Here is an 18,941-nt window from a genome sequence, read left to right as displayed (position 1 = left end):
TATAAGAAAAACGGAATAACACCTCATCGCCTCCGATGGATTGCCCCCATCAAAGATCGAAGTGGGGAGCATGAAGATAAGTAGTTAGACGGTACATAGTGAGCCGATTGAACCTAACGATTCCCCCGTTAGTCACCATTTTATATTCTAAATTATTTGATCAGATTCAATGATAAAGCTCAATATCCGACGCATCAATGACGTATCCAGTTTGAATATCTTGATTGCCATCAGAAAGTGCAACCGACGTATCAACCGCCCCTGTTTTAATATTCCCTGTCACCCATACTGGTGTGTATAAACTTTGTAATTCATGGCCTTCGGGAAATTCGACTAAAATCGTTTGGTTTACAGGTGGGGGAGGTGTGTGAATGCAAGCCCCTGCAGTTGGCACTAAAATGAACTGCGTTCCGATTAAGCCTTCCATTTCGAGCGGGACTAAAAACCCGGCCAGTTTCATATCGTTAATACTAAGGTCGGGAACAATATCGTTCGTTTGTTGTGTTCTTTGTACAAGCAGCTCACGTACGTTTAAGCCAAACTTTTCAGCCAATACCACGCGTTGATTGTATCCATCTTTTTCCATTGGACTTAACTGACGAGTTTTTTGAACAGCTTCGTAGGCGTAAATCTCAGAAAGTAGCGCCTTATTCCCAGGAGAAAGAACCTGATACTGATTCTGCACAGGTCTTAACGACTCCCAAGATATCGTTTCAGCAGCTTGTGTGAACAAACTAAAACAACAAGCCATAGCCATCAATAATGTATTTTTCATGTCAATATTTTCTAATAAGAATAAGAGCCAATGAACAAATGGCTAAGAAAATCTTAGCCATTGTCTCGTTTATATCAGTCAATAATATTTGAATTACAGATTTTCGAGGTTATCCATTAGTTGGTAGAAGAACCCAATAGAGCGACCGTACTCTTCAACTAAGATACGCTCGTTCACACCATGGAAACCTTCGAACTCTTTTACGCTTTCTAATTGTATTGCCGTCATCGTATATACATCAGGGGCAAAATCTCGCGCTTGGAAGTGCTTAGAATCTGAGCCACCAATAACAAAGAACGGTGAAACAATCAGATCATTACCCCAAGTTTGGCGAATCGTTTTCTCTAACATGGCATAACCTGGACCACTTGGATCCGCAACATTCGTTGCCGGCGTTGATGCTGAGATATCACGAATGGTCATTCTTTCGTCACCGATCGCTTTCTTCACATGCTCAATAATCACCTCAGGAGTGTCGCCTGGCATTGGTCTAAAGTTAACCACAGCGGTGGCTGCTGGCGGTAACACGTTATCTTTAATACCGGCATTAAACATAGTTACTGCCGTTGTAGTGTGAAGCATGGCGCGAGTAACCTGATTTTTAGACATCACATCAATAAATTTTTTCTCTAAGTCCGTCACCGTGTCGTTTTCGCCATAAGCTACGGCTTTGTACAGTGGTTGCTGCGCTTCTGGAAGTTCCGGCCCCATGTATCGATATTGGTATCTCACCGCATCATGAATTTTGTAAGGGAATTGCGCTGCTTCAACTTTCTCTACTGCTTTTGCTAACGCGACAATATTCGATTCTTCTCCCGGTTGTGATGAGTGACCACCAACACCATTGATGGCAATCTCAAGACTAACGAAGCCTTTTTGGGCAATACCGATCAATGCTGTATTTTCACGAATGCCAGGGAATATTCCAGGGACCAATGGAGCAGATTCGTCCATAACAAACGCAATTTTTTCATAACGTTGTTCAATAATATCAGCAGCGTGCTTGGCGCCTTCAGGCCCACCTACTTCTTCATCGTGACCAAAAACAAACAAAATGGTACGTTCAGGTTGGAAGCCTTCTTTTAGCTTCATTTCAGTAGCTTCTAAAAGTGCCTGAAGTTGGTTTTTATCATCTAAAGAGCCGCGGCCCCAGATATAACCGTCTTTAATCACACCTGAAAAGGGATCTTCTTTCCACTCATCACGAGACTCTTCTGCAATTGGTACAACATCTTGGTGCGCCATAAAGATAGCGGGAGCAAGTGATGGATCTTTACCTTCCCACGTGTAAATCAAGCTGAAAGGACGCGGGTCACCGACTTCTTCTCGCTTGAGCGTTTTATGCACTAATGGATACGATTCTTCAAGAAACTGGTGGTAGTCACGAAAAGCCTGCTCATCAAAATCACTGCGGTCTTGGTTAGAGATAGTTTGAAACTGAACCGCTTGTGACAAACGTTGCGCAGCGCCTTCTACATCAACTTGAATGTCGACTTTTTCGACACCTTGCATTTGCATCGAACTAAAGTCTTGCTCATCAGCCCACGCTGAAATGCTAGCGGTCAATGCCAAAGCGGACGCGATACCAGTAAAGAGTTTTGATGGTTTTGTCATGATTTGAAGCCTCAATTAGGTAGAAAGTAAATCTGTGTTTTGGTTTATGCGGTAATTATTAACGAACAATACAGACCAAACCAATCTCTAGCGATGGACTCCACCCATCAAAAGGCGTTGGGAACAATTTTTAGGGGGATGAGTAAAATTAGACATGACTTTGTAGGGGGAAAAGTTTTTACATTCTCGGAAAAGCTCCGAGCTCATCTTAAGATATGAGATTTGTAAAAAGATTTTGTTCAAAATTTTGTTACGCAGACTTGTGGTTGTTTGTGATCACCAAGCGATTCTGTCTTTAGAAGGACTGACTGGAGTGTGGTGATTTTACTACGTTGAATTTTAGTAGCTCTGCAAATATGTAGGTTTTTGATGCAATGTTATGCAAGCTTTGGTTGCGAGCATCATTTAAACGATCAGCTCTCAACGATTGGCTTTTTGTTGTCTGCAGCAGTCCAATTATCTCGTCCAACAAGTTAAGGTTTCTCAATTCGCAGGCAGCACAACAGCTGATGCTTCTTCCTCTGAATCTTCTTTGTCTTCGACTTGTTCAGCAACCCAATCAATTGTCTTTGTTAGATAAAGCTTGTTGGTTTCGGTATCACACCAACTCTTTGATAATCCTCTTCGATTAAATTCACTGCCAATGGCCGCCAGCGTTTGATTGCTCGAGCGCCCATAATACAAGGTGTCGCACAGTTGCAGGTTCGACATTGGTTGTGGGTATGTATTAACCGACGAGGAGTTCATGCTTAGTGCTTTGGATTGATTGTGCGTGCAGCCTGTAAGGCTCAAGAAAAAGATCAATGCTAAGGCTTTCTTCATCATATCTCTGAACAGTTACCAATAGTTGGCGGAGATTATGAGCATGATTAAGTCACTGATTTGTCAATTCTTCGCCAACCGCTTACAGAGCACGATCTTGCTCGCAATTAGAACGCGTTATTGAGCCGTTTAATTGCTCGGTCAAAAAACGCATTAACGACCAAATGCGCAATTTTGTACAAAAGCTGAAAGAGCCTATAGAGTAGACTGATAAGTCGCTCGATAATTAACAGGCTTGGGAATTGTTATGGATAACAAGAAACGTTCTAAAGAAAAGGCCGAATATAAGATAACGGAAGAGCTCGGTGGCCTTGAAGTTCTTGATGCTGAATACGAAAAGCAGAACTTCTCACGTCATAGCCACGAGGGCTACACACTTGGTGTTATCGAGCAAGTTTGTACAATCGAACCGACTCAACTCTTCTTACATTGAATAGCCAATGTGAAGAGAGAAAAGAATGATATGGATAGTGAAATAATGGATAGACGAACACAGTTATGGAAAGGTGTTTTGGCTGCGATGCCCTTGAGTATTGCGGTAATACCGTGGGGTATATTAGCTGGATCATATGCGATAGATGCCGGATTGAATCAGCTCCAAGCGCAAGCGATGTCGGCTATTTTATTTGCGGGCTCGGCGCAACTGGTCGCCGCGGGTATGTTCAAAGCGGGCATTGGCCTTGGCACTATGTTGCTGACCACGCTGTTCATCACTTCAAGGCATTTTTTATACAGCGTATCGATGCGCGACAAAATCAGTCATCTTCCGGCTCGCTGGCGTCTATTACTCGGGTTTTGGCTCACTGACGAGCTGTTCGCAATTTGCAGTGGGCAATCTCAGCAAGAGTTTAATCGTTGGTACGCTGCAGGTGTCGGCGGCGGCTTTTATCTGGTTTGGAATATCGCGAGCTTTGTTGGCATTGTTGCAGGTAGTCAAATCCCATCACTTAACGAGATTGGGCTCGACTTCGCGGTTGCAGCAACCTTTATCGCTTTGGTGTTTCCGTTAATTAGTACTTTGCCTGTTGTCGTATGTGTGGTGGTTTCATTGGTCACCTCGGTCGCGATGTCGGTCAACAATGTTGAAGGCGGGCTGATGATTGCAGCGATTGCTGGTATGTTAGCGGGCTTTTTCAGTGAGTCGTTTCAAGAGCGAAACAATGGCAATAAGCCAATCGCGGAGGGTAAATAGAGATGATTTGGTTAACGATATTACTCATGACGGCGATTGTGTTCTTTAGTCGGTATCTGTTCCTAGAACCTGCAATCCCGCTTCGCTTGAATCAAACAGCGCGACGCTTATTACGTTATTCAAGCCCAGCGGTGCTGACTGCGATTTGGGGGCCGATAGTGTTTGCACCAGAGCAAACATTTTGGCCAAGCCTAGAGAACCCTTACTTGATTGGTGCGGTGGTGACAGGCCTGTTGATATGGAAAACGGGTAATGTGCTGTTAACGATCGGTGTCAGCATGGCGGTGTTTTTGTTCTACAACCTTGTCGCGGTTGATTTCCTTTTTCATTAATACGCAGCTCAATTGATACGGCGTGTCACGCCATTAGTTATCCTCGTTTCAAGTGTATGAGTTATTACTTGAAACGAGTGTTCTTAGGCTCTAGTTCTCTTGTAGTTCTTTTATTTAAAAGCGCTCTGTTCCTCTCTTAGTCGTCTTCATATCTGTCCAATAAACCTCTTACATCTAAATGCAATTGATTTTATATTATTTTGTACCGTTTAATTCGTTTTACTTATGGATTAAAAGTGAGTAAATTTACAAGTAATTCAATGTGTTGAGATGTTTTATAAGATATTTCATCTATTTTACAAAGCTAAAGGGACCTCAAAATGTACAGATTCTTCGCAATTTTATTTCTAATCGTACCGCTGCAATTATCAGCGGCACAAGATAACAGGCAAGCTCTGATAAAAGATCTTCTTCAGATCATGGATGTCGATTCCACGTTGGACGCGGTATACGTTCAAATGGATAGCATGATGGCTAAAATGTCTAAAGATCTAGAGGTTTCGGAGTCAGAACAAGCTATCTTTGATGATTACTATCAAAGTATGAACGAGTTGATGAAAGAGGAGGTCAGTTGGCAAAAGCTAGAGCCTGGAATTGTAACGATTTACAGCAATCAATTCACTGAAGAAGAGCTCGGTGCAATGATCGATTTCTACAAAACAGAACATGGAAAAAGCATTCTGAAAAAAATGCCAACCGTGACGACAGAGTCAATGATCATGACTCAGTCGTTAATGCAACAAGTCCTACCTAAAGTTCAAAAGTTAACGACCAAACTCAAAAAAGACCTTGAAGCCCATAGAGGTTCCTGATCAGAAGTTGTCAGGTTTGTGATTTGAAATAACGCTCTATACTTGGTCGATAACGTAGATATTCTTAAAACACACGCTGTATTTCATGCAATGATTTATGTGTTTCAAGCTTAATCAGGCATAATTACTGCCCCACAGCTGAATTATTTTAGGTGTGGGTATCGTGTATTTAGGTTTGGTAAGGAGTTAGTTTGGCTAAGAAATATTATGTGGTTTGGAAAGGTCGCACACCGGGTATTTTTACCACTTGGAACGAGTGTAAAGCTCAGGTCGATGGCTTTGCAGGCGCGAGATATAAATCGTTTCCCACACTAGGCGAAGCAGAGTCTGCTTTCGGTGGTAAAGCGTCTTCTGCATCTCAGTCGAGTTCAGGTGTTAAGCCTGCATTTTCGAAGCCACGTACAGCCACTAAAGCGAAGGTACCGCCTCTTTCTCAGCAGCAAATTACGGATATGCCTTTTGACATCAAGATCTTTACCGATGGCGCCTGTGAGCCAAACCCTGGTGAAGCAGGAACGGGGTTAGCGGTCTACTTGAAAAATGAGCTAACCGAGTTGTGGTATGGCTTGTATCAACCGATGGGCACGAACAATACCGCAGAGCTTCAAGGTTTAAAGCAAGCCTTCATCCTCGCGCAAGAAAAGCTTCAAGCGGGTTTATCTGTGGCGATTTGTTGTGACTCGAAATACTCGATAGACTGTATTACTAAGTGGGCAACGGGTTGGGAGAAAAAGGGCTGGACTAAGTCGGGCGGCGAGATCAAAAACCTCGATATTATTAAGCCTGCGTATGCTCTCTACCAAGAACTGGCTTCAAAAATTACCATCTACCATGTGAACGGACACGTTGGCATTGAAGGTAACGAATTGGCCGATAGAATGTCGATTGTGGCTATTTCATCGAAAGAGCAGGAGCTAGCTCAATATCGTGACATCGAAGATCTTGAGTCTATTTTGGCGCTGCGAGCAGGCTAGCTAGGCTTCTTAATGAAAAGCTAATGAAAGTTACTGAAAGCATAAGTTGCCATCATTAGGCTGTGCTAAGTTGAGCGTTACATTTCAAATCAATGTAGCGCTCTTTGTTTTTGTGGTGCTCCGTTTTCTTATGGTGCTGAGTAGTTAGTATGATGCTTAGCTGTCTGAGTTAGTCCTTATTGAGCAGGGTTCTCTATCCAACGAGATAATTGCTGAGCTTGTTTGATCGAATTAAAACTGTCTTTCACTCTCTCACGTGCCTTTAACCCCATCGATGTTTTATCGTTACTGCTTAGCTGTGCAAAACGCTCAATCGCTTCTCTTAATTCCTCAACGTTTTTTTCGCTGACTACAAACCCCGTCTCTGGTGAGACGATCTCTTTGCATCCCATGATGTTGGTGGTAATGACGGGTGTTCCCACGGCCATCGCTTCTTTTAAAACCAGTGGTCCTGTATCCACACACCCAGTTTCGGAAAAACAGAAGGGCGCGATTAGGCTGTCATAGTTCGATAGTTTCTCTTTCACCCACTCGTGAGGTTTAGCGCCAAGAAAGGTCACGTTTCGAGTGAGTCCTTGCTCTTTGACCTGCAATTTTAATTGTTGCTCTAAATCGCCCGTACCGATGATATCGAGATGAATGTCGAGAGGTTCGGCAATCGGCGCCAATGCATCAATAAGATGATGGATGCCTTTTTGCTCCACTAATCGGCCAAGGAAAACAAAGCGAAGTTGTTTCGTTTCGGCTTTTGGGTTGAGTTGGAATTGTTTGGTATTAACTCCGCAGTGCAGGAGTTTAATGTTTCCTTTCGCCATGGTGTTGAAGTCAGCGAGCATGTCTTTACACACTGCAACCACAAAATCACTCGATGAAATCTTATGTTCAATGTCATAAGCGAACTCGTAAACATCATGACCGTGAGCAACGAACGAACAGGTGATATTCAGCAGCTTTGCCGCGACGATGGCGTGAGCTGTGGTGTGCTGACAGAAATGCGCATGAACGTGTTCGGCGTCGTTTTCCGCGAGTTGCAGCGCTAATTTAAACCCATAAGCGAACAATGACTTTTTGGGCATGCTGGTTTGCTTAGAAATAAATGAGACAGCCTTGATGAAACCTATCCAGTTAATGCTGGCGACTTTACCCATCCGAACATTTTTGCCTATTTCGACAATGTCGTAGTCGAACTGTTTTTCGTTGTTTTCAATTTTGAACGTCATTACACACACATCGTGCCCACACGCTTTCACAGAGTCGACTTCTGTTTGAATGAAGGTCTCACTGAGTACAGGGTAGGTTGGCGCCACAAATGCTACTTTCTTCATTCCTTACTCCTCAAATCCATATGACTAAAGCTATCAAGCCAAGGTAATAACCAACAAAGCAAGATACGAACCAAGATCAAATCGTAGCTTTGGAGGGCTTTCTGATTGCTTTTCGAAGGTTACCCCTTAAGAAGTAGCTCGTTTTCTCAAATTGGAGTTGCAGTTTTTTTGGACATCTGTGTTTTGTCGTCATTTTGAGAATGGACGCGTAGGTGGCTGATCTAGAGGTGATTTCGTAGCAAAGCACTCTCGGCATAGAAAATGCAACGTCAGCCATATAACGTATAAATCTGAGGGCGTCATTATGGCTAAAGTAAGTGTTGTTATTCCTACCTACAATTGTTTGGATTACCTGCCGAAGGCAATTGGCAGCGTACTGAAGCAGACTCATCAAGATGTTGAGCTCATTGTCATTGACGATAACAGCAACGATGGAACGTCGACGTATCTCGCTTCGATAGACGACGAGCGCATTATAATCATATCTACGTTGGGTGTTGGTGCGCCTCAAGCGAGAAACCTAGGGATTGAAAAGGCGACCGGAGAATACATCGCTTTTTTAGACGCGGACGACTTCTGGTTTCCGGAAAAAATTGAGCGCCAACTCGAATTTCATCAACGTTACCCAGATCTCTCGATGAGCTTTACTAACTACGAACACCTGACGGAAGATTACCAAGTGATAGTCGACTGCTTTAGTTACTGGTCGCAGTTTCAAGATCAAGACGAGCTGTTCATCAATATCGAAAACCCGTTGGAGTTCATCATTGAAAACAATGTGATTGGAACATCAACGGTCATGGTGAAAGCAGATGTGTTTTCTCAAACAGACAGTTTCAATGCTGACATCAAGTATGGGGAAGATTGGGAACTGTGGCTTCGAATGAGTGAAAACCATCAGATCGGTGTGTTGAACTCGGTGCAGGTTGGTTACTTGATGAGAGCGAGTTCAGTAACCCAAACTGAAAGTCTTAAATTGAGAAATTTGCAATCTATAGAAACCATTCTTCAACATTACCAAAATGACAGTCAACGATGGAATCTACCCACTTCTAGCTTCAAAATCGCAAAGGCGAGAATACTGGAAGGCTACGCTGACTATTACAGAGGCTTACAACAAAACCGATTGGCCATTTCATACAGTATTCGCTCGTTAGTTTTGGCTCCGCAAAAACGAACGTTACGACATCTTCTTGGAGACTGTAAGAGTTTCCTAATACCTGCATTGTAAGGAATAGGTGTCTGCTATGGGGTCACTAAAACAGTCTGCCTATTACGCCATTGGCATTGTGATGATGAAAGGGATCTCGCTGGTGATGATCCCCTATATCACCCATAAGATGACGTTGGCTGAATACGGTTCTTTAGAAGCCATCGTCTTGTTGGCTGACATCGGGACGATATTATTTAGCTTTGGCATTGTTGAAGCCATGTATCGATATGTTGGCGTTGCTGAGGGTGAAGAAAAAAGAAAGCTGGTCTCGAACTGTTTCACGTTGAGTGTCTTGGTCTGTGTGCTAGGAGGGGCTTTAATTGCTCTTAGTATGCCGTTGTTGTTACTGATGTTGCCCGTCGAGTTTCAACCTTATCAAATCCTACTTTTGCTAATACCGACCATGTTAGATGGTGCGATTTCTATCCCGCTAACATTGATGCGAATGAATGCGATGGCTAAGCGCTTTTGTATGCTAAATGTATTGAAGGCAACGGTGCAAGCTGCAATGACCTTTGTGTTGCTTGAGGCTGGATATGGCATTGATGGTGTTCTGATCTCTTCCGCTGTTTCGAGTGTGTTGTTGATGCTGTGTTTACTGCGTTATCAATGGCAGGAGATGGGCTCATTTGGCAGCCTAAAATACTCCGCTAAGATCCTAAAGTTTGGATTGCCCACGTTAGTCGGTGGTGCTTCTATTTACATGATTACAGGCCTAGACCGTTGGGTGATGGCAAGCTTTGTGGGTGTTGAAGAACTTGCAATCTATGCGGTCAGTGGCAAGTTTGCGTTGCTGCTTGGCTTGTTACTGCAGCCTTATGCTTTGTGGTGGTTTCCAAACCGGGTGGCCATGTTGCAACAACCTAATGGCAAGAAAGAGTGTGCGGACAGAGCGCTGGTCGGTGTTAATCTGGCCATTGTATTGGGTTGTTTGATGATCCTTACTGTACCTGGTTTTATTACTTTGATTCTGCCCAGCAGTTATCAATATGCAGGTACTATTGTTGTAGCACTCTTGGCCATTGGCGTGATTAAGAATGCAGGAGATTACCTTAACCTCGGTTGTTTTAGCGGTGACTCAAGTCAGTCGCAAATGTGGATACAGGGTGGTTGTGCGATCTTAGCAACCATTGGCTATTTTGTTGTGACACCGATTTATGGCGTGTGGGCCGTGGTAGTGGTGCTTTGTGGTACTTATGCCGTGAGGCTGTCACTGCTTTATATTGTGAGCCAAAAAATGGAGTACTTGCCTTACGATCATCGTAAATGGATGGCTGCGGTGAGTATCGCCATACTTGCGATTACCAGTGACCAGCTTCTTGGTTGGGTGCTGGTTGATGTTCATGACTTTGTTTTAGGCAGTTTTGTGGCAATAGTGACGTTAGTCGCCTTTGTTCGATACTCTGTTATTCCTGTTCCACAAGCGTTGCTCGATAAGCTCACGTTAGGCAAACATTCCCACGTAAGTTGAACCGATTTCACTCAGAGCGAGGGTATTCTGATAAGCGTCTAGGGAAATATGAATTATTAACAATAAAACACTGTTCATAATTGTTTTAATTAGATAGTATTTATAAATCTAGTGAATACTAACTATGGAAAGATATATGAATAAGTGGATGCTGCTCCTCTCTCTGTTTTCAGCTGCCTCATACAGCGCCTCTGAGTTTTCAAATGAGGGTATTACTGCTCCCGACTTCAATTCACCGGATTTTAAGCCACCTGAAGTTTCTCAACAGGAACAACACAATATCGTTTGTGAAAGTGTCGTTTGTAATTCAATCTCGCGATCGCAGCCCGTTCCTGAAGTGGGCGAAGTACCGGATAGAGAGCCGAATAAAACATTAGAAACGATAGCGAGTGCGATTTTCATCGCGGGCGAAATTGGTATTGCAGAGAATTTGATTGAACCAGACGATGAGGACCATGTTGTAGAGTAATGATTAATTTTAATTACGGCATGTGAAGCTGTTAAATATAGAGTTTTCTGTATTCGTTTATTGATTAAGTATTTACGAAGTTTTTAACAAGGAGGAAAAATGGAAATCTGGAAGTTAATGCTATTCATCCCGGCTTGTTTTGCGCTCAACATGACACCGGGACCAAACAATTTGTTATCAATGAATAACGCCCGTTGTTACGGATTTCAGGTCGCCTTTGTCGCTGGGTTTGGTACCATTAAAGAAGTGAGTGCCTATCTAGAGCCCACTTCTTGATGCCGATTTAAATATGGGCGTACGCACACCTAGGTCAACATCACGATACCGTGCATTAACACGACACTAGAGGTGAGCCGAGTTCTCATGTCAAAGTAGCCGTCCGGGCCTTCGCTTTGATTTTCTTCTCTCATCGACCTTTCCGCTCGCCAAACCGCAATGTAGCCGATGATAAGAATCAGAGTCGTGAGAAACTCTTTTTGTTCCCCAAGTAGCACCGCTAACCATGCGAATAACACAATCACGTTACTCAGAATCAGAGCCTTGTTGCTGGACTGGTTTTCGAAATTTTCGATGCCATTTCCCCACAAAATACCCGATAAAAAACTCAATATGACCACGCTATAAGTGATGAAGAGTGTCTCGCCACTCAGGCCTAAAAATTGGCTGTCAGTTAGAGACAGCAGTAGGCCAAACAGAAACGGGACTAGCCCCATGTAACCTAGCTTGGCCATGGTATTGCGGGTTTGAGTTGTTGCCATGTAATCTGCCCTCATAGCTGCTGCTCAATCGCATTTTTGAGTGTCGCACTCACTGGTGATGTCGAGCTAGGGAAGGTTGCCACCACTTTACCTTCTTTGCTGATTAGGAATTTGTAGAAGTTCCATTTGGGTGTGACACCTGCTTGCTGCTGTATTTCTGCAAACACAGGGTTAGCGCTACTGCCAGATAGTGATGCTCGGGCCATCATCGGAAAGGTAAAACCGTAGTCGAGACAACAGATTTTGGCTGACTTCTCTTCGCTTCCTCGGTCTTGACGAAAATCGTTGCTTGGAAAGCCGACAACCGTGAAACCCTGGTCTTTATAGGTTTGATGCAGTTGCTCTAATTGTTTAAATTGTGGTGTGAAGCCACATTGGCTGGCCGTGTTCACAACCAAAAGGGTTTTGCCTTGAAACTCCTCACACAGCTCTATCTCTTCGCTCGAATTTAACAAACGTTGTTTGCCGTTGAGTATCTCAGGGCAACTTGATGCAACAGCGATAGAGCTCGTTAGGCTCGCAATCAGGGCGGTGGAGCAAAGCAGTGAAGGTTTCATAGGTTTGGCTCATTTTAGTTGGCGTAACTGTTAGTACTCTTGCGCAGCACGAAATGATCACTCTGCTAATCATTAACCGTCACTATTTATGAACGAATCAAGTGTCATCGCGAATGAGATATGGAGCGACCAAACGACTTATGTTCACCCTAGCTCCAAGGCGAGCGGCTAACAGATACATGCCACCGATTTTACGATGGAGGAATAGGGCGTCTGCGGGTGGCGTGTGCCAATACTCTTGCTCCATGCTCAAAATGGTGCCAGCTTCACGAAGTCGTTGAGCGAGTCCGCTGGCTTTAAAATCGTACTCTTCGTCGACCAACATGGGTTCACAGGCCATAGTCACCAAGTTGAGAATAGCTTGGCGTTGAGCGGGGAGAATAGTCTCGCTAAAAAAACCAATCTGCTCTAATGCCTTGTTGAGTCCTTGTTCATCGTGATTAATCACAGAAGTAAAGGCCAAACGATAGCCATCACTGAAGCGGTCGCTGTACTCTCGGGTTGCCCCAAAATCTAACAGCCCAATCTGGCGCGTGTTTTCAACGTAAAGGTAGTTGGCGAAGTTAGGGTCGGTCTGCACCATTTTAAAATCAAACAATTCCTTGAACATGAGTTCGAGCAAGCTGCGCATGACAAAATCACGAGTGCTTTGATCGTAACCTTGAATTTGCTCTATCGAGACACCTTCAATGAAGTCCATCGCGAGCACCGATTCTGAAGACATTCGAGGATGAATCTTAGGTACCACGAAGTGAGCGTGTTCTTTCAGAGCATGATAGTAACGTGTCGCGTAGTCAGCCTCGCGAGCATAATCTGCTTCATCATGGAGCTGTTTCTTCGCTTCTTCTAGTAAGCCTTTGTAATCGACAGACTTAGGTATCAACCCAACGATGTTAAGCAATGTGCCTACGTTGTCCACATCACTGTCGATGCTCTTTCGAATGCCTGGATATTGCACTTTGATGGCAAGTTTGTCTCCCGCATCGCTATAGGCTTGGTGAACTTGTCCGATGGACGCACTGGCGATCGGTTTAAAGTTGAAGGAAAGGAATTCGGCTTTCCAGTTTATGCCGAGCGAGTTTTCTAACACTTGATTGAGCTGCTTTGTTGGCAGCGGGTCAGCGTCTGAGCGCAGGCGAGAAAGAATGTCGGCGAGTTCAGGTTCGAGGACATCGCCAGCGTCCATTGACAGCATTTGTCCTAACTTCATCGCTGCACCGCGCAAGTGTGCGAGTTGGTCAGTCAGGCGAGCAATGTTCTGCGGCGTCAGCATTAAGTCTTTTGCTTTCGGCCTATTGCCCTGTGCGAGTTGTTTGGTGCCTTCCGTTATCACATTACCCGCGACCCTTGTCGCCAGCGAGGCAAACTTACTGAATCTCGAAATTCGATGTGTAGGAAGGTTTCTCTCTTTTGCCGACATAAAGGTTCTCACTTAGTTATCAAGATTGATACCAATCGTAGTAAATAACTGTTCACCCTAGCTTGTTAAAAATCTCGATAACGTCGTTAGATTTTTTGATTGTAGAATAACTACTTATCGAAAAAATCCGCCTTGTTCTCCAGCTTTTTCCCTGCGCTATTTTTGACCACTTACTTACTGTGATTGGTATGACTACAAAGTTCTATAAATCATTACCCAACCGAATGTTTTGTTGTGGTAACGTTGCTCGCGAAACAGTAAACAGAATTTAAAGGAAAAAACATGAAGTTTATTTGGTTAAAAGTCGCGGTTACCGGTTTAGTTTTTGCTGCGCTGTTTGGTGTGGTGTATTACAAAGTCGCAAGTGGTATGTCTTAACCAAGTACTATTTTGTGCAGCTGTTACCATCGCAGCGTGACTTTCCAGTTAGCCAGAAAGAGACTTTGTATCGGTTCTTGGCAAACCGAAGATAACACCAGTCGGCCACTGGCTTAAATATCGCCCAACGCAATGGCGCGTATAGCCAACCTTTTCCTACTAAGCGCCACGCTTGGTAGGTCACGTCTAAACCCAGCAGTAATTTTCCATTCTCATCGAGTGCATGCAAAATCGTGTTGGCTGCCTCTGCATCTATCTGCGGGTAGTCTGAAAAAGCTTCACTGTAGATATCGATGGTTTGAATCTGATTTTTGGTATCAGATTTAGCCAGTGCCGCCATCTCTTTTGCACAAAGTGGACAGGTACCATCGTAAAATATCGTTAATGCAGTCATTGTTTCCCTAACTATTTTTGCTAATTTTAAATTGTACGCAATCACCAACTAGGTGGATCATTTTACTCAGTTATCCGACACTGTAATTGTGACGACTATTTTACAGTACCATCACAAGGTAAACCCCGCGCTAATAACTAACGATAAAGAGCTGATATTGATGATAATTAACGTAGCAAAAAAGTTCATTTTAGCAGCTTCTGCGCTGATGCTCGGCGGTTGTGTTAGCTACAGTGTGACTGAACAAGAAATGACGAACTACCTGCAAGATTCGGTGATGTTAGAACAAGAAGTCGGTGTGCAAAACGTTATGTATGCGCAAGTCGCTGTTGATGATTTAGCGGTGCAGATTGGTAGAGCTGATACCGAGCGTGTGTCTGTTTTAGCGAACACCAATGCAAAAGTTCAGGTGTTCAATATGCCGAATATGGGGTTGGATCTTGATATCGAGTTCAGTGCGATTCCTGAATACGACAAAGAGAGTGGTGAGATTTATTTGAAATCACTGCGTTTAGAACGCTTTGAAGAAAAAGATAAACAGCTTTCGCCAGAGATTGCCAAACTACTTAAGCCTGCCGTTTCTATGATTGGTTTCGCTTTGTCCCAGTCTCCCGTTTACAAGCTCGACAGCAATAAAGTGCAAGAGTCGTTGATTAAGTCATCGGAACCGAATCTTGTGATTAAAGATAATAAGCTGGTTATTGAACTGTTCGACTAATTCGTTTTACTTGCCCTGTTGGTGAAGACGTTAACCTTTAATTATTATAAAGTTAAAGTTAAAGTTAAAGTTAAAGTTAAAGTGAAATTCATCTGTTTGTGATCGCCGAGGATAGAGTAGCAATGAGAAACATCGTATATCTCACCATAGGCCAATTGGCGGAGCGAAGCGGTGTCGCTCCTTCAGCGCTGCGCTTTTATGAAACCAAAGGGCTGATTGCTTCGATTCGTACTAACGGAAATCAGCGTCGTTATCAGTCGGCGATGTTGAGACGAATTGCGTTGATCCAAGTCGCGCAGTCGATAGGTTTTACGCTGGAAGAGATCACGGAAGAGTTATCGACACTGCCGATGAACCATACCGCAACTAAGCGAGATTGGGAGCGAGTCGCGAAGAAGTGGCAAGGTCAGCTCGACAGCAAAATGGCGCAGATCAAGTCGCTACAAGAGAACCTAACCGGTTGTATCGGTTGTGGTTGTCTGAGTATGCAGAAGTGCCAACTGTTGAACCCTGAAGATATTCTGCATGACCAAGGACAGGGTGCACAACGCATTGTTGACTAGACTAACTTAGTTCCCGAAAGACATGGTGCAACGGACTAAATTTCACCTTTTACTCAATGGGTTAAGCAACAGTTGTGACCGAATAGCGCGCCTAGACAAACACGAATTATAGGTCTAGTTTATGTGGTTCTTTCAATAAAAGAAGAGGTTAGTTATGTTCAGCCATGTTTTTCTCGGTACCAAAGATATTGAACGCGCGAAGGCTTTTTATGACCCAATCATGAAAGTGCTTGGTTATAGCGAAGGTTCTGTTGATCCCAAAGGGCGCTGTGTTTACGTTAGCCAAACGGGTGTGTTGGGTTTAACGAAGCCGATTGATGGTCAGCCTGCGACTCACGGCAACGGTATGACGGTGGGTTTTCTTGCATCCTCCCCAGAAGTTGTAGATGAGTGGCATCGTGTTGGCGTCGAAAATGGCGGTACCAGTATTGAAAATGGCCCCGGAGCGAGAGGTTCTGACGAGCGTCGCTTGTACATGGCTTATTTGCGAGATCCTGATGGAAACAAGATCTGTGCAACTCACTTTATGCCATAGTGGCGTATACTTATACCATAATGGCGTATACTTAGATGACATGGACTGTTAAGGATCGCTGGCGAATGCGAAGAACCAACAAAATGACACCTAATGAACTGTTTTATGAAAGCTTTGAGCGTTGCAGGATCGATGAAGAATTTCTAGAAACATTTTTGGCGGACTTCTGCGAACACAACCCTAGGTTTTCAGAGCGATTTGAAAACATAGGGTTAGAGCAACAAACCAAGATGCTTAAAGCTTCAATCATCCTTATCTATAACTCTGCAGGTCTGCCGAGCGTACGAAACTCGGTGAGAAAGCTTGGGAAGCGACATAAAGATTTAGGCATGGATATTTCTGAGCAAGAGCTCAACGATTGGTTCAATTCGTTGCTCAATACCGTTAAAAAATACGACCCGCATTATAACGATCAAGTTGAACAAGCTTGGACTCTAACTCTGGCCACTGGCCTCAAAATAATGAAGCAAGAATGTGTCGTTAAATAAGCCTCGCATAACACGAGGCTTATCCGTTTTATCTACTCAATCATTCGTGCGGTGATTGGGTTGTATTTGGCTCTGGCGTTATTTTGGGTACTTGGCGCACTGTTCAAAAAATATCGACTGCCAGCGTTATATAGTTTGGTGGTTTTCATGTTGGGTTTGGCTGCCGGACGAGTCATCAGTTTGGTGGTTGGCATGCCGCATTGGCTACTTTTCGTTTATCTGGTCTTGGAACTGGGCTTTGGTTTAGTCGGTTTAAAAATGATTCATAACGAGCAATCTGAAACAGTATAAGGACATTTTACTAAAAGGATTTTTCATCTTGTAATCTTGAGTGTGTTGAGTAGCTTTTCGCTATCGGCATGGTCAGCTCAAGAGCAGCCAAATATCTTTGCTATCTTCACTGATGATATGGGTATTTCAAACTTAAGTGCTTACCACAACGGTGTGATGAGCAGCGAAACACCAAATTAGATATCATAAAAAAATCCCGCTCTGTGTGAGCGGGATTTTTATTGGAATGCGTCTTAACTTTGGCTCTATTTTAGCGTTGTTTTTCGCTCTATGAACTTCACTGGCACCATCAACTTAACCAAGCTGGTGTCTTGTTCTTGAATTTGGCTAACGACAATTTTTACTGACTCACGAGCAAGGCGTCTGAAATCTTGCTTGAAGGTAGTCAATTGGTAGTTCAACCACTGAGTTTGTGGAATGTCATCAAAACCAATGACTTGCAGATCTTCAGGAATACGTAGATTGAACTCTAAACGCGCTACATCCATAACAGCCATTGCTAGGTTATCTGTCGCACAGAATATCGCTTGCGGCTTTGTTGGCTCGGAAAGCAGAGCGCGAATCGTATCCAGTGAATCAAGGTAGTCATAATCCGCTTCAATAACACGAGCTTGCTTGCCAGTTAGGTCTTCGAACTCTGAACAAAAGCCCGCTTCACGTTCGCCATTGGTGTAAGTCGGTACGTTACCTGTTAGATAAACCGCGGACTTTGTCCCTACGCTATGCAAATGCTGAGCGGCAACTTGGCCAGCGGCGTAGTTGTCGCTCACCACATGGCTACTCTTAGTCCCTTCAACCACACGTGCGAACTGAACGATAGGAATGTCGAATTCTTCACACTCTTCATAAAGCGACTTGTTAAAGGTCGCAGAAGCAGCAATCACGCCATCAACTCGGTATTGGAAGATATTGGGAATTGAGTGGTTATCGTTGCCATCAACTTGCCAAGGGATCAATACCGCAGAATATCCCTGTTTTTGTAGTTCAGTGGAGATAAGCTGCAGTGTTTTCATGTGAATTGGGTAATCAGCATCAGGGAAGACCAGACCAATTAATTTAGATTCATTGGTGGTTAGGCTTCGAGCAAAGGCATTCGGGCGATAGTTGAGTGCTTTCGCGGCTTCGAATACTTTCTGCTTGGTCTTTTCAGATACCGAACTGCCCGGAACAAATACACGAGAAACGGTAGATTGAGAAACGCCAGCAAGTTTAGCGACATCTTTTGAAGTAACGGTTGGTTTTGACGCCGTGGAGTGTTTTGGTGAGTTCATAGACCATACTGTTGAACCAAATTGACTGTGCACAGAGTAACATAATTAGGTGCGTATTCAAAAAAAGCAATGTGCTAAGTTCTATGATAATTAAGGGTTTGATGAGGTAGTTGGGTTGTAGGCTGGGTATAACCCAAAAAACTCTGCTTAGTTAGAGAGTTAACGCTGCAGAGCTTTGTTTAGGCAGTTTATATACGATTTGGTATAAGATCCTAAGATTAGAAGTAGTAACGAATACCTGCCGCGAATTGATCGTCGCTGTTTTCGTAACGGTTGCCTACTGACTTGTCTTTGCCGTTGTCGAATTGGTATTCCGTCCACACCAAGAACTTGTTCTTCTTAAAGTGGTACTCAAGGCCTGGGATAATTAGCTGACGCTCGTAACCATTAGCGTTGTCGTCTGTGTCCGTTAAGTAGTTAACGTTAAAGGTTGGACGCAGGCCGTTTTCAAAGGTTCATCGCGGCTTTCCGGGGAAAGCCGCTTTTATCTTTAAGAAGAAGTAGTCTGTATCTCGATATCCATACCCCATTCGCTTGATTAGCTTTATCTTGTTGTTTATCCCTTCAAG

General features: G+C 43.8%; 21 protein-coding genes and 5 pseudogenes. 15 read left to right on the top strand and 11 right to left on the bottom strand.

Annotated features, from left to right (window positions below):
• Positions 1-166: 166 nt before the first annotated feature.
• The 3 genes from AB4407_RS19705 to AB4407_RS19695 all read right to left on the bottom strand — a co-directional run bounded on the left by AB4407_RS19705 (position 167) and on the right by AB4407_RS19695 (position 3,211).
• Positions 167-775 (bottom strand): DUF3299 domain-containing protein, encoded by a 609-nt coding sequence (locus AB4407_RS19705; protein WP_372121722.1) that lies wholly within the window; start codon positions 773-775, stop codon positions 167-169.
• Between the two features lie 93 nt (positions 776-868).
• A complete protein-coding gene (locus AB4407_RS19700) occupies positions 869-2,389 on the bottom strand; it encodes a M20 family peptidase (protein ID WP_372121721.1) in 1,521 nt (506 codons plus the stop codon).
• A gap of 483 nt (positions 2,390-2,872) precedes the next feature.
• Complete coding sequence (locus tag AB4407_RS19695) at positions 2,873-3,211, bottom strand: hypothetical protein (protein ID WP_372121720.1); 339 nt, start codon at positions 3,209-3,211, stop codon at positions 2,873-2,875.
• Positions 3,212-3,458: 247 nt separating this feature from the next.
• Here AB4407_RS19695 and AB4407_RS19690 point away from each other — a divergent pair.
• From AB4407_RS19690 to AB4407_RS19670, 5 genes and pseudogenes are all read left to right on the top strand, one after another.
• Positions 3,459-3,605, top strand: a pseudogene (locus AB4407_RS19690) (AraC family transcriptional regulator); the annotation flags it as partial.
• A gap of 69 nt (positions 3,606-3,674) precedes the next feature.
• Positions 3,675-4,403: an AzlC family ABC transporter permease gene (locus tag AB4407_RS19685; protein WP_372121719.1), complete on the top strand. Its 729-nt coding sequence runs from the start codon at positions 3,675-3,677 to the stop codon at positions 4,401-4,403.
• Positions 4,404-4,405: 2 nt separating this feature from the next.
• On the top strand, positions 4,406-4,735 hold the full coding sequence (locus AB4407_RS19680) for an AzlD domain-containing protein (protein WP_102268970.1): 330 nt from the start codon (positions 4,406-4,408) through the stop codon (positions 4,733-4,735).
• Between the two features lie 320 nt (positions 4,736-5,055).
• Entirely contained in the window at positions 5,056-5,547 is a 492-nt protein-coding gene (locus AB4407_RS19675; RefSeq protein WP_372121718.1) for a DUF2059 domain-containing protein, read from the top strand.
• Between the two features lie 191 nt (positions 5,548-5,738).
• Entirely contained in the window at positions 5,739-6,521 is a 783-nt protein-coding gene (locus tag AB4407_RS19670; RefSeq protein WP_372121717.1) for a viroplasmin family protein, read from the top strand.
• A gap of 176 nt (positions 6,522-6,697) precedes the next feature.
• Here the strand turns inward: AB4407_RS19670 and AB4407_RS19665 are convergent, their stop codons facing one another.
• Positions 6,698-7,846, bottom strand: a complete 1,149-nt coding sequence (locus AB4407_RS19665) for a glycosyltransferase family 4 protein (protein ID WP_372032014.1) — start codon at positions 7,844-7,846, stop codon at positions 6,698-6,700.
• A gap of 304 nt (positions 7,847-8,150) precedes the next feature.
• Here AB4407_RS19665 and AB4407_RS19660 point away from each other — a divergent pair, with 304 nt between their 5' ends.
• The 4 genes and pseudogenes from AB4407_RS19660 to AB4407_RS19645 all read left to right on the top strand — a co-directional run.
• Entirely contained in the window at positions 8,151-9,077 is a 927-nt protein-coding gene (locus tag AB4407_RS19660) for a glycosyltransferase family 2 protein (RefSeq protein ID WP_371727964.1), read from the top strand.
• 16 nt (positions 9,078-9,093) lie between these two features.
• The gene (locus AB4407_RS19655) at positions 9,094-10,530 is read left to right on the top strand and encodes a lipopolysaccharide biosynthesis protein (protein WP_372121716.1); all 1,437 of its coding nucleotides are present in this window, start codon (positions 9,094-9,096) and stop codon (positions 10,528-10,530) included.
• A 136-nt stretch (positions 10,531-10,666) separates the two neighbouring features.
• Entirely contained in the window at positions 10,667-10,999 is a 333-nt protein-coding gene (locus AB4407_RS19650) for a hypothetical protein (RefSeq protein ID WP_372121715.1), read from the top strand.
• Between the two features lie 99 nt (positions 11,000-11,098).
• Positions 11,099-11,260 (top strand): annotated as a pseudogene (locus tag AB4407_RS19645) (LysE family translocator); the annotation flags it as partial.
• A gap of 44 nt (positions 11,261-11,304) precedes the next feature.
• On the opposite strand, the gene AB4407_RS19640 reads toward AB4407_RS19645, so the two are convergent.
• From AB4407_RS19640 to AB4407_RS19625, 4 genes are all read right to left on the bottom strand, one after another.
• Positions 11,305-11,772, bottom strand: coding sequence for a DUF3429 domain-containing protein (locus tag AB4407_RS19640; protein ID WP_372121714.1), 468 nt, complete (start codon positions 11,770-11,772; stop codon positions 11,305-11,307).
• Positions 11,769-12,314, bottom strand: coding sequence for a glutathione peroxidase (locus AB4407_RS19635; RefSeq protein ID WP_372121713.1), 546 nt, complete (start codon positions 12,312-12,314; stop codon positions 11,769-11,771). Before AB4407_RS19635 ends, AB4407_RS19640 begins: the two co-directional genes overlap by 4 nt.
• 97 nt (positions 12,315-12,411) lie before the next feature.
• Positions 12,412-13,734 carry an ABC1 kinase family protein gene (locus AB4407_RS19630; RefSeq protein WP_372121712.1) on the bottom strand — a complete coding sequence of 441 codons (1,323 nt, stop codon included), beginning with the start codon at positions 13,732-13,734 and terminating at the stop codon, positions 12,412-12,414.
• A gap of 385 nt (positions 13,735-14,119) precedes the next feature.
• Positions 14,120-14,506 carry a thiol-disulfide oxidoreductase DCC family protein gene (locus AB4407_RS19625; RefSeq protein ID WP_372121711.1) on the bottom strand — a complete coding sequence of 129 codons (387 nt, stop codon included), beginning with the start codon at positions 14,504-14,506 and terminating at the stop codon, positions 14,120-14,122.
• A 160-nt stretch (positions 14,507-14,666) separates the two neighbouring features.
• Between AB4407_RS19625 and AB4407_RS19620 the strand changes: the two genes are divergently transcribed.
• The 6 genes and pseudogenes from AB4407_RS19620 to AB4407_RS19595 all read left to right on the top strand — a co-directional run.
• Complete coding sequence (locus AB4407_RS19620; RefSeq protein WP_102249522.1) at positions 14,667-15,224, top strand: DUF1439 domain-containing protein; 558 nt, start codon at positions 14,667-14,669, stop codon at positions 15,222-15,224.
• Between the two features lie 122 nt (positions 15,225-15,346).
• Entirely contained in the window at positions 15,347-15,787 is a 441-nt protein-coding gene (soxR, locus tag AB4407_RS19615) for a redox-sensitive transcriptional activator SoxR (protein ID WP_009847217.1), read from the top strand.
• A gap of 154 nt (positions 15,788-15,941) precedes the next feature.
• Positions 15,942-16,322, top strand: coding sequence for a VOC family protein (locus AB4407_RS19610; RefSeq protein WP_009847216.1), 381 nt, complete (start codon positions 15,942-15,944; stop codon positions 16,320-16,322).
• A gap of 83 nt (positions 16,323-16,405) precedes the next feature.
• Positions 16,406-16,810 carry a globin gene (locus tag AB4407_RS19605; RefSeq protein ID WP_372121729.1) on the top strand — a complete coding sequence of 135 codons (405 nt, stop codon included), beginning with the start codon at positions 16,406-16,408 and terminating at the stop codon, positions 16,808-16,810.
• A 39-nt stretch (positions 16,811-16,849) separates the two neighbouring features.
• A pseudogene (locus AB4407_RS19600) lies at positions 16,850-17,101 on the top strand (DUF4345 family protein); the annotation flags it as partial.
• A gap of 18 nt (positions 17,102-17,119) precedes the next feature.
• Positions 17,120-17,278: pseudogene (locus AB4407_RS19595) on the top strand (arylsulfatase); the annotation flags it as partial.
• 68 nt (positions 17,279-17,346) lie between these two features.
• Here the strand turns inward: AB4407_RS19595 and AB4407_RS19590 are convergent.
• The 3 genes and pseudogenes from AB4407_RS19590 to AB4407_RS19580 form a co-directional block, all read right to left on the bottom strand.
• The gene (locus tag AB4407_RS19590; protein WP_372121710.1) at positions 17,347-18,372 is read right to left on the bottom strand and encodes a LacI family DNA-binding transcriptional regulator; all 1,026 of its coding nucleotides are present in this window, start codon (positions 18,370-18,372) and stop codon (positions 17,347-17,349) included.
• A 218-nt stretch (positions 18,373-18,590) separates the two neighbouring features.
• A pseudogene (locus AB4407_RS19585) lies at positions 18,591-18,824 on the bottom strand (porin); the annotation flags it as partial.
• 3 nt (positions 18,825-18,827) lie between these two features.
• The coding region (locus AB4407_RS19580; protein WP_137408370.1) for a transposase at positions 18,828-18,941 on the bottom strand (114 nt) is incomplete at its 5' end.

The sequence above is a fragment of the Vibrio sp. 10N.261.46.E11 genome (assembly GCF_041472735.1).
Lineage (GTDB): Bacteria > Pseudomonadota > Gammaproteobacteria > Enterobacterales > Vibrionaceae > Vibrio.
This window is presented reverse-complemented; position numbering and strand designations above follow the sequence as displayed.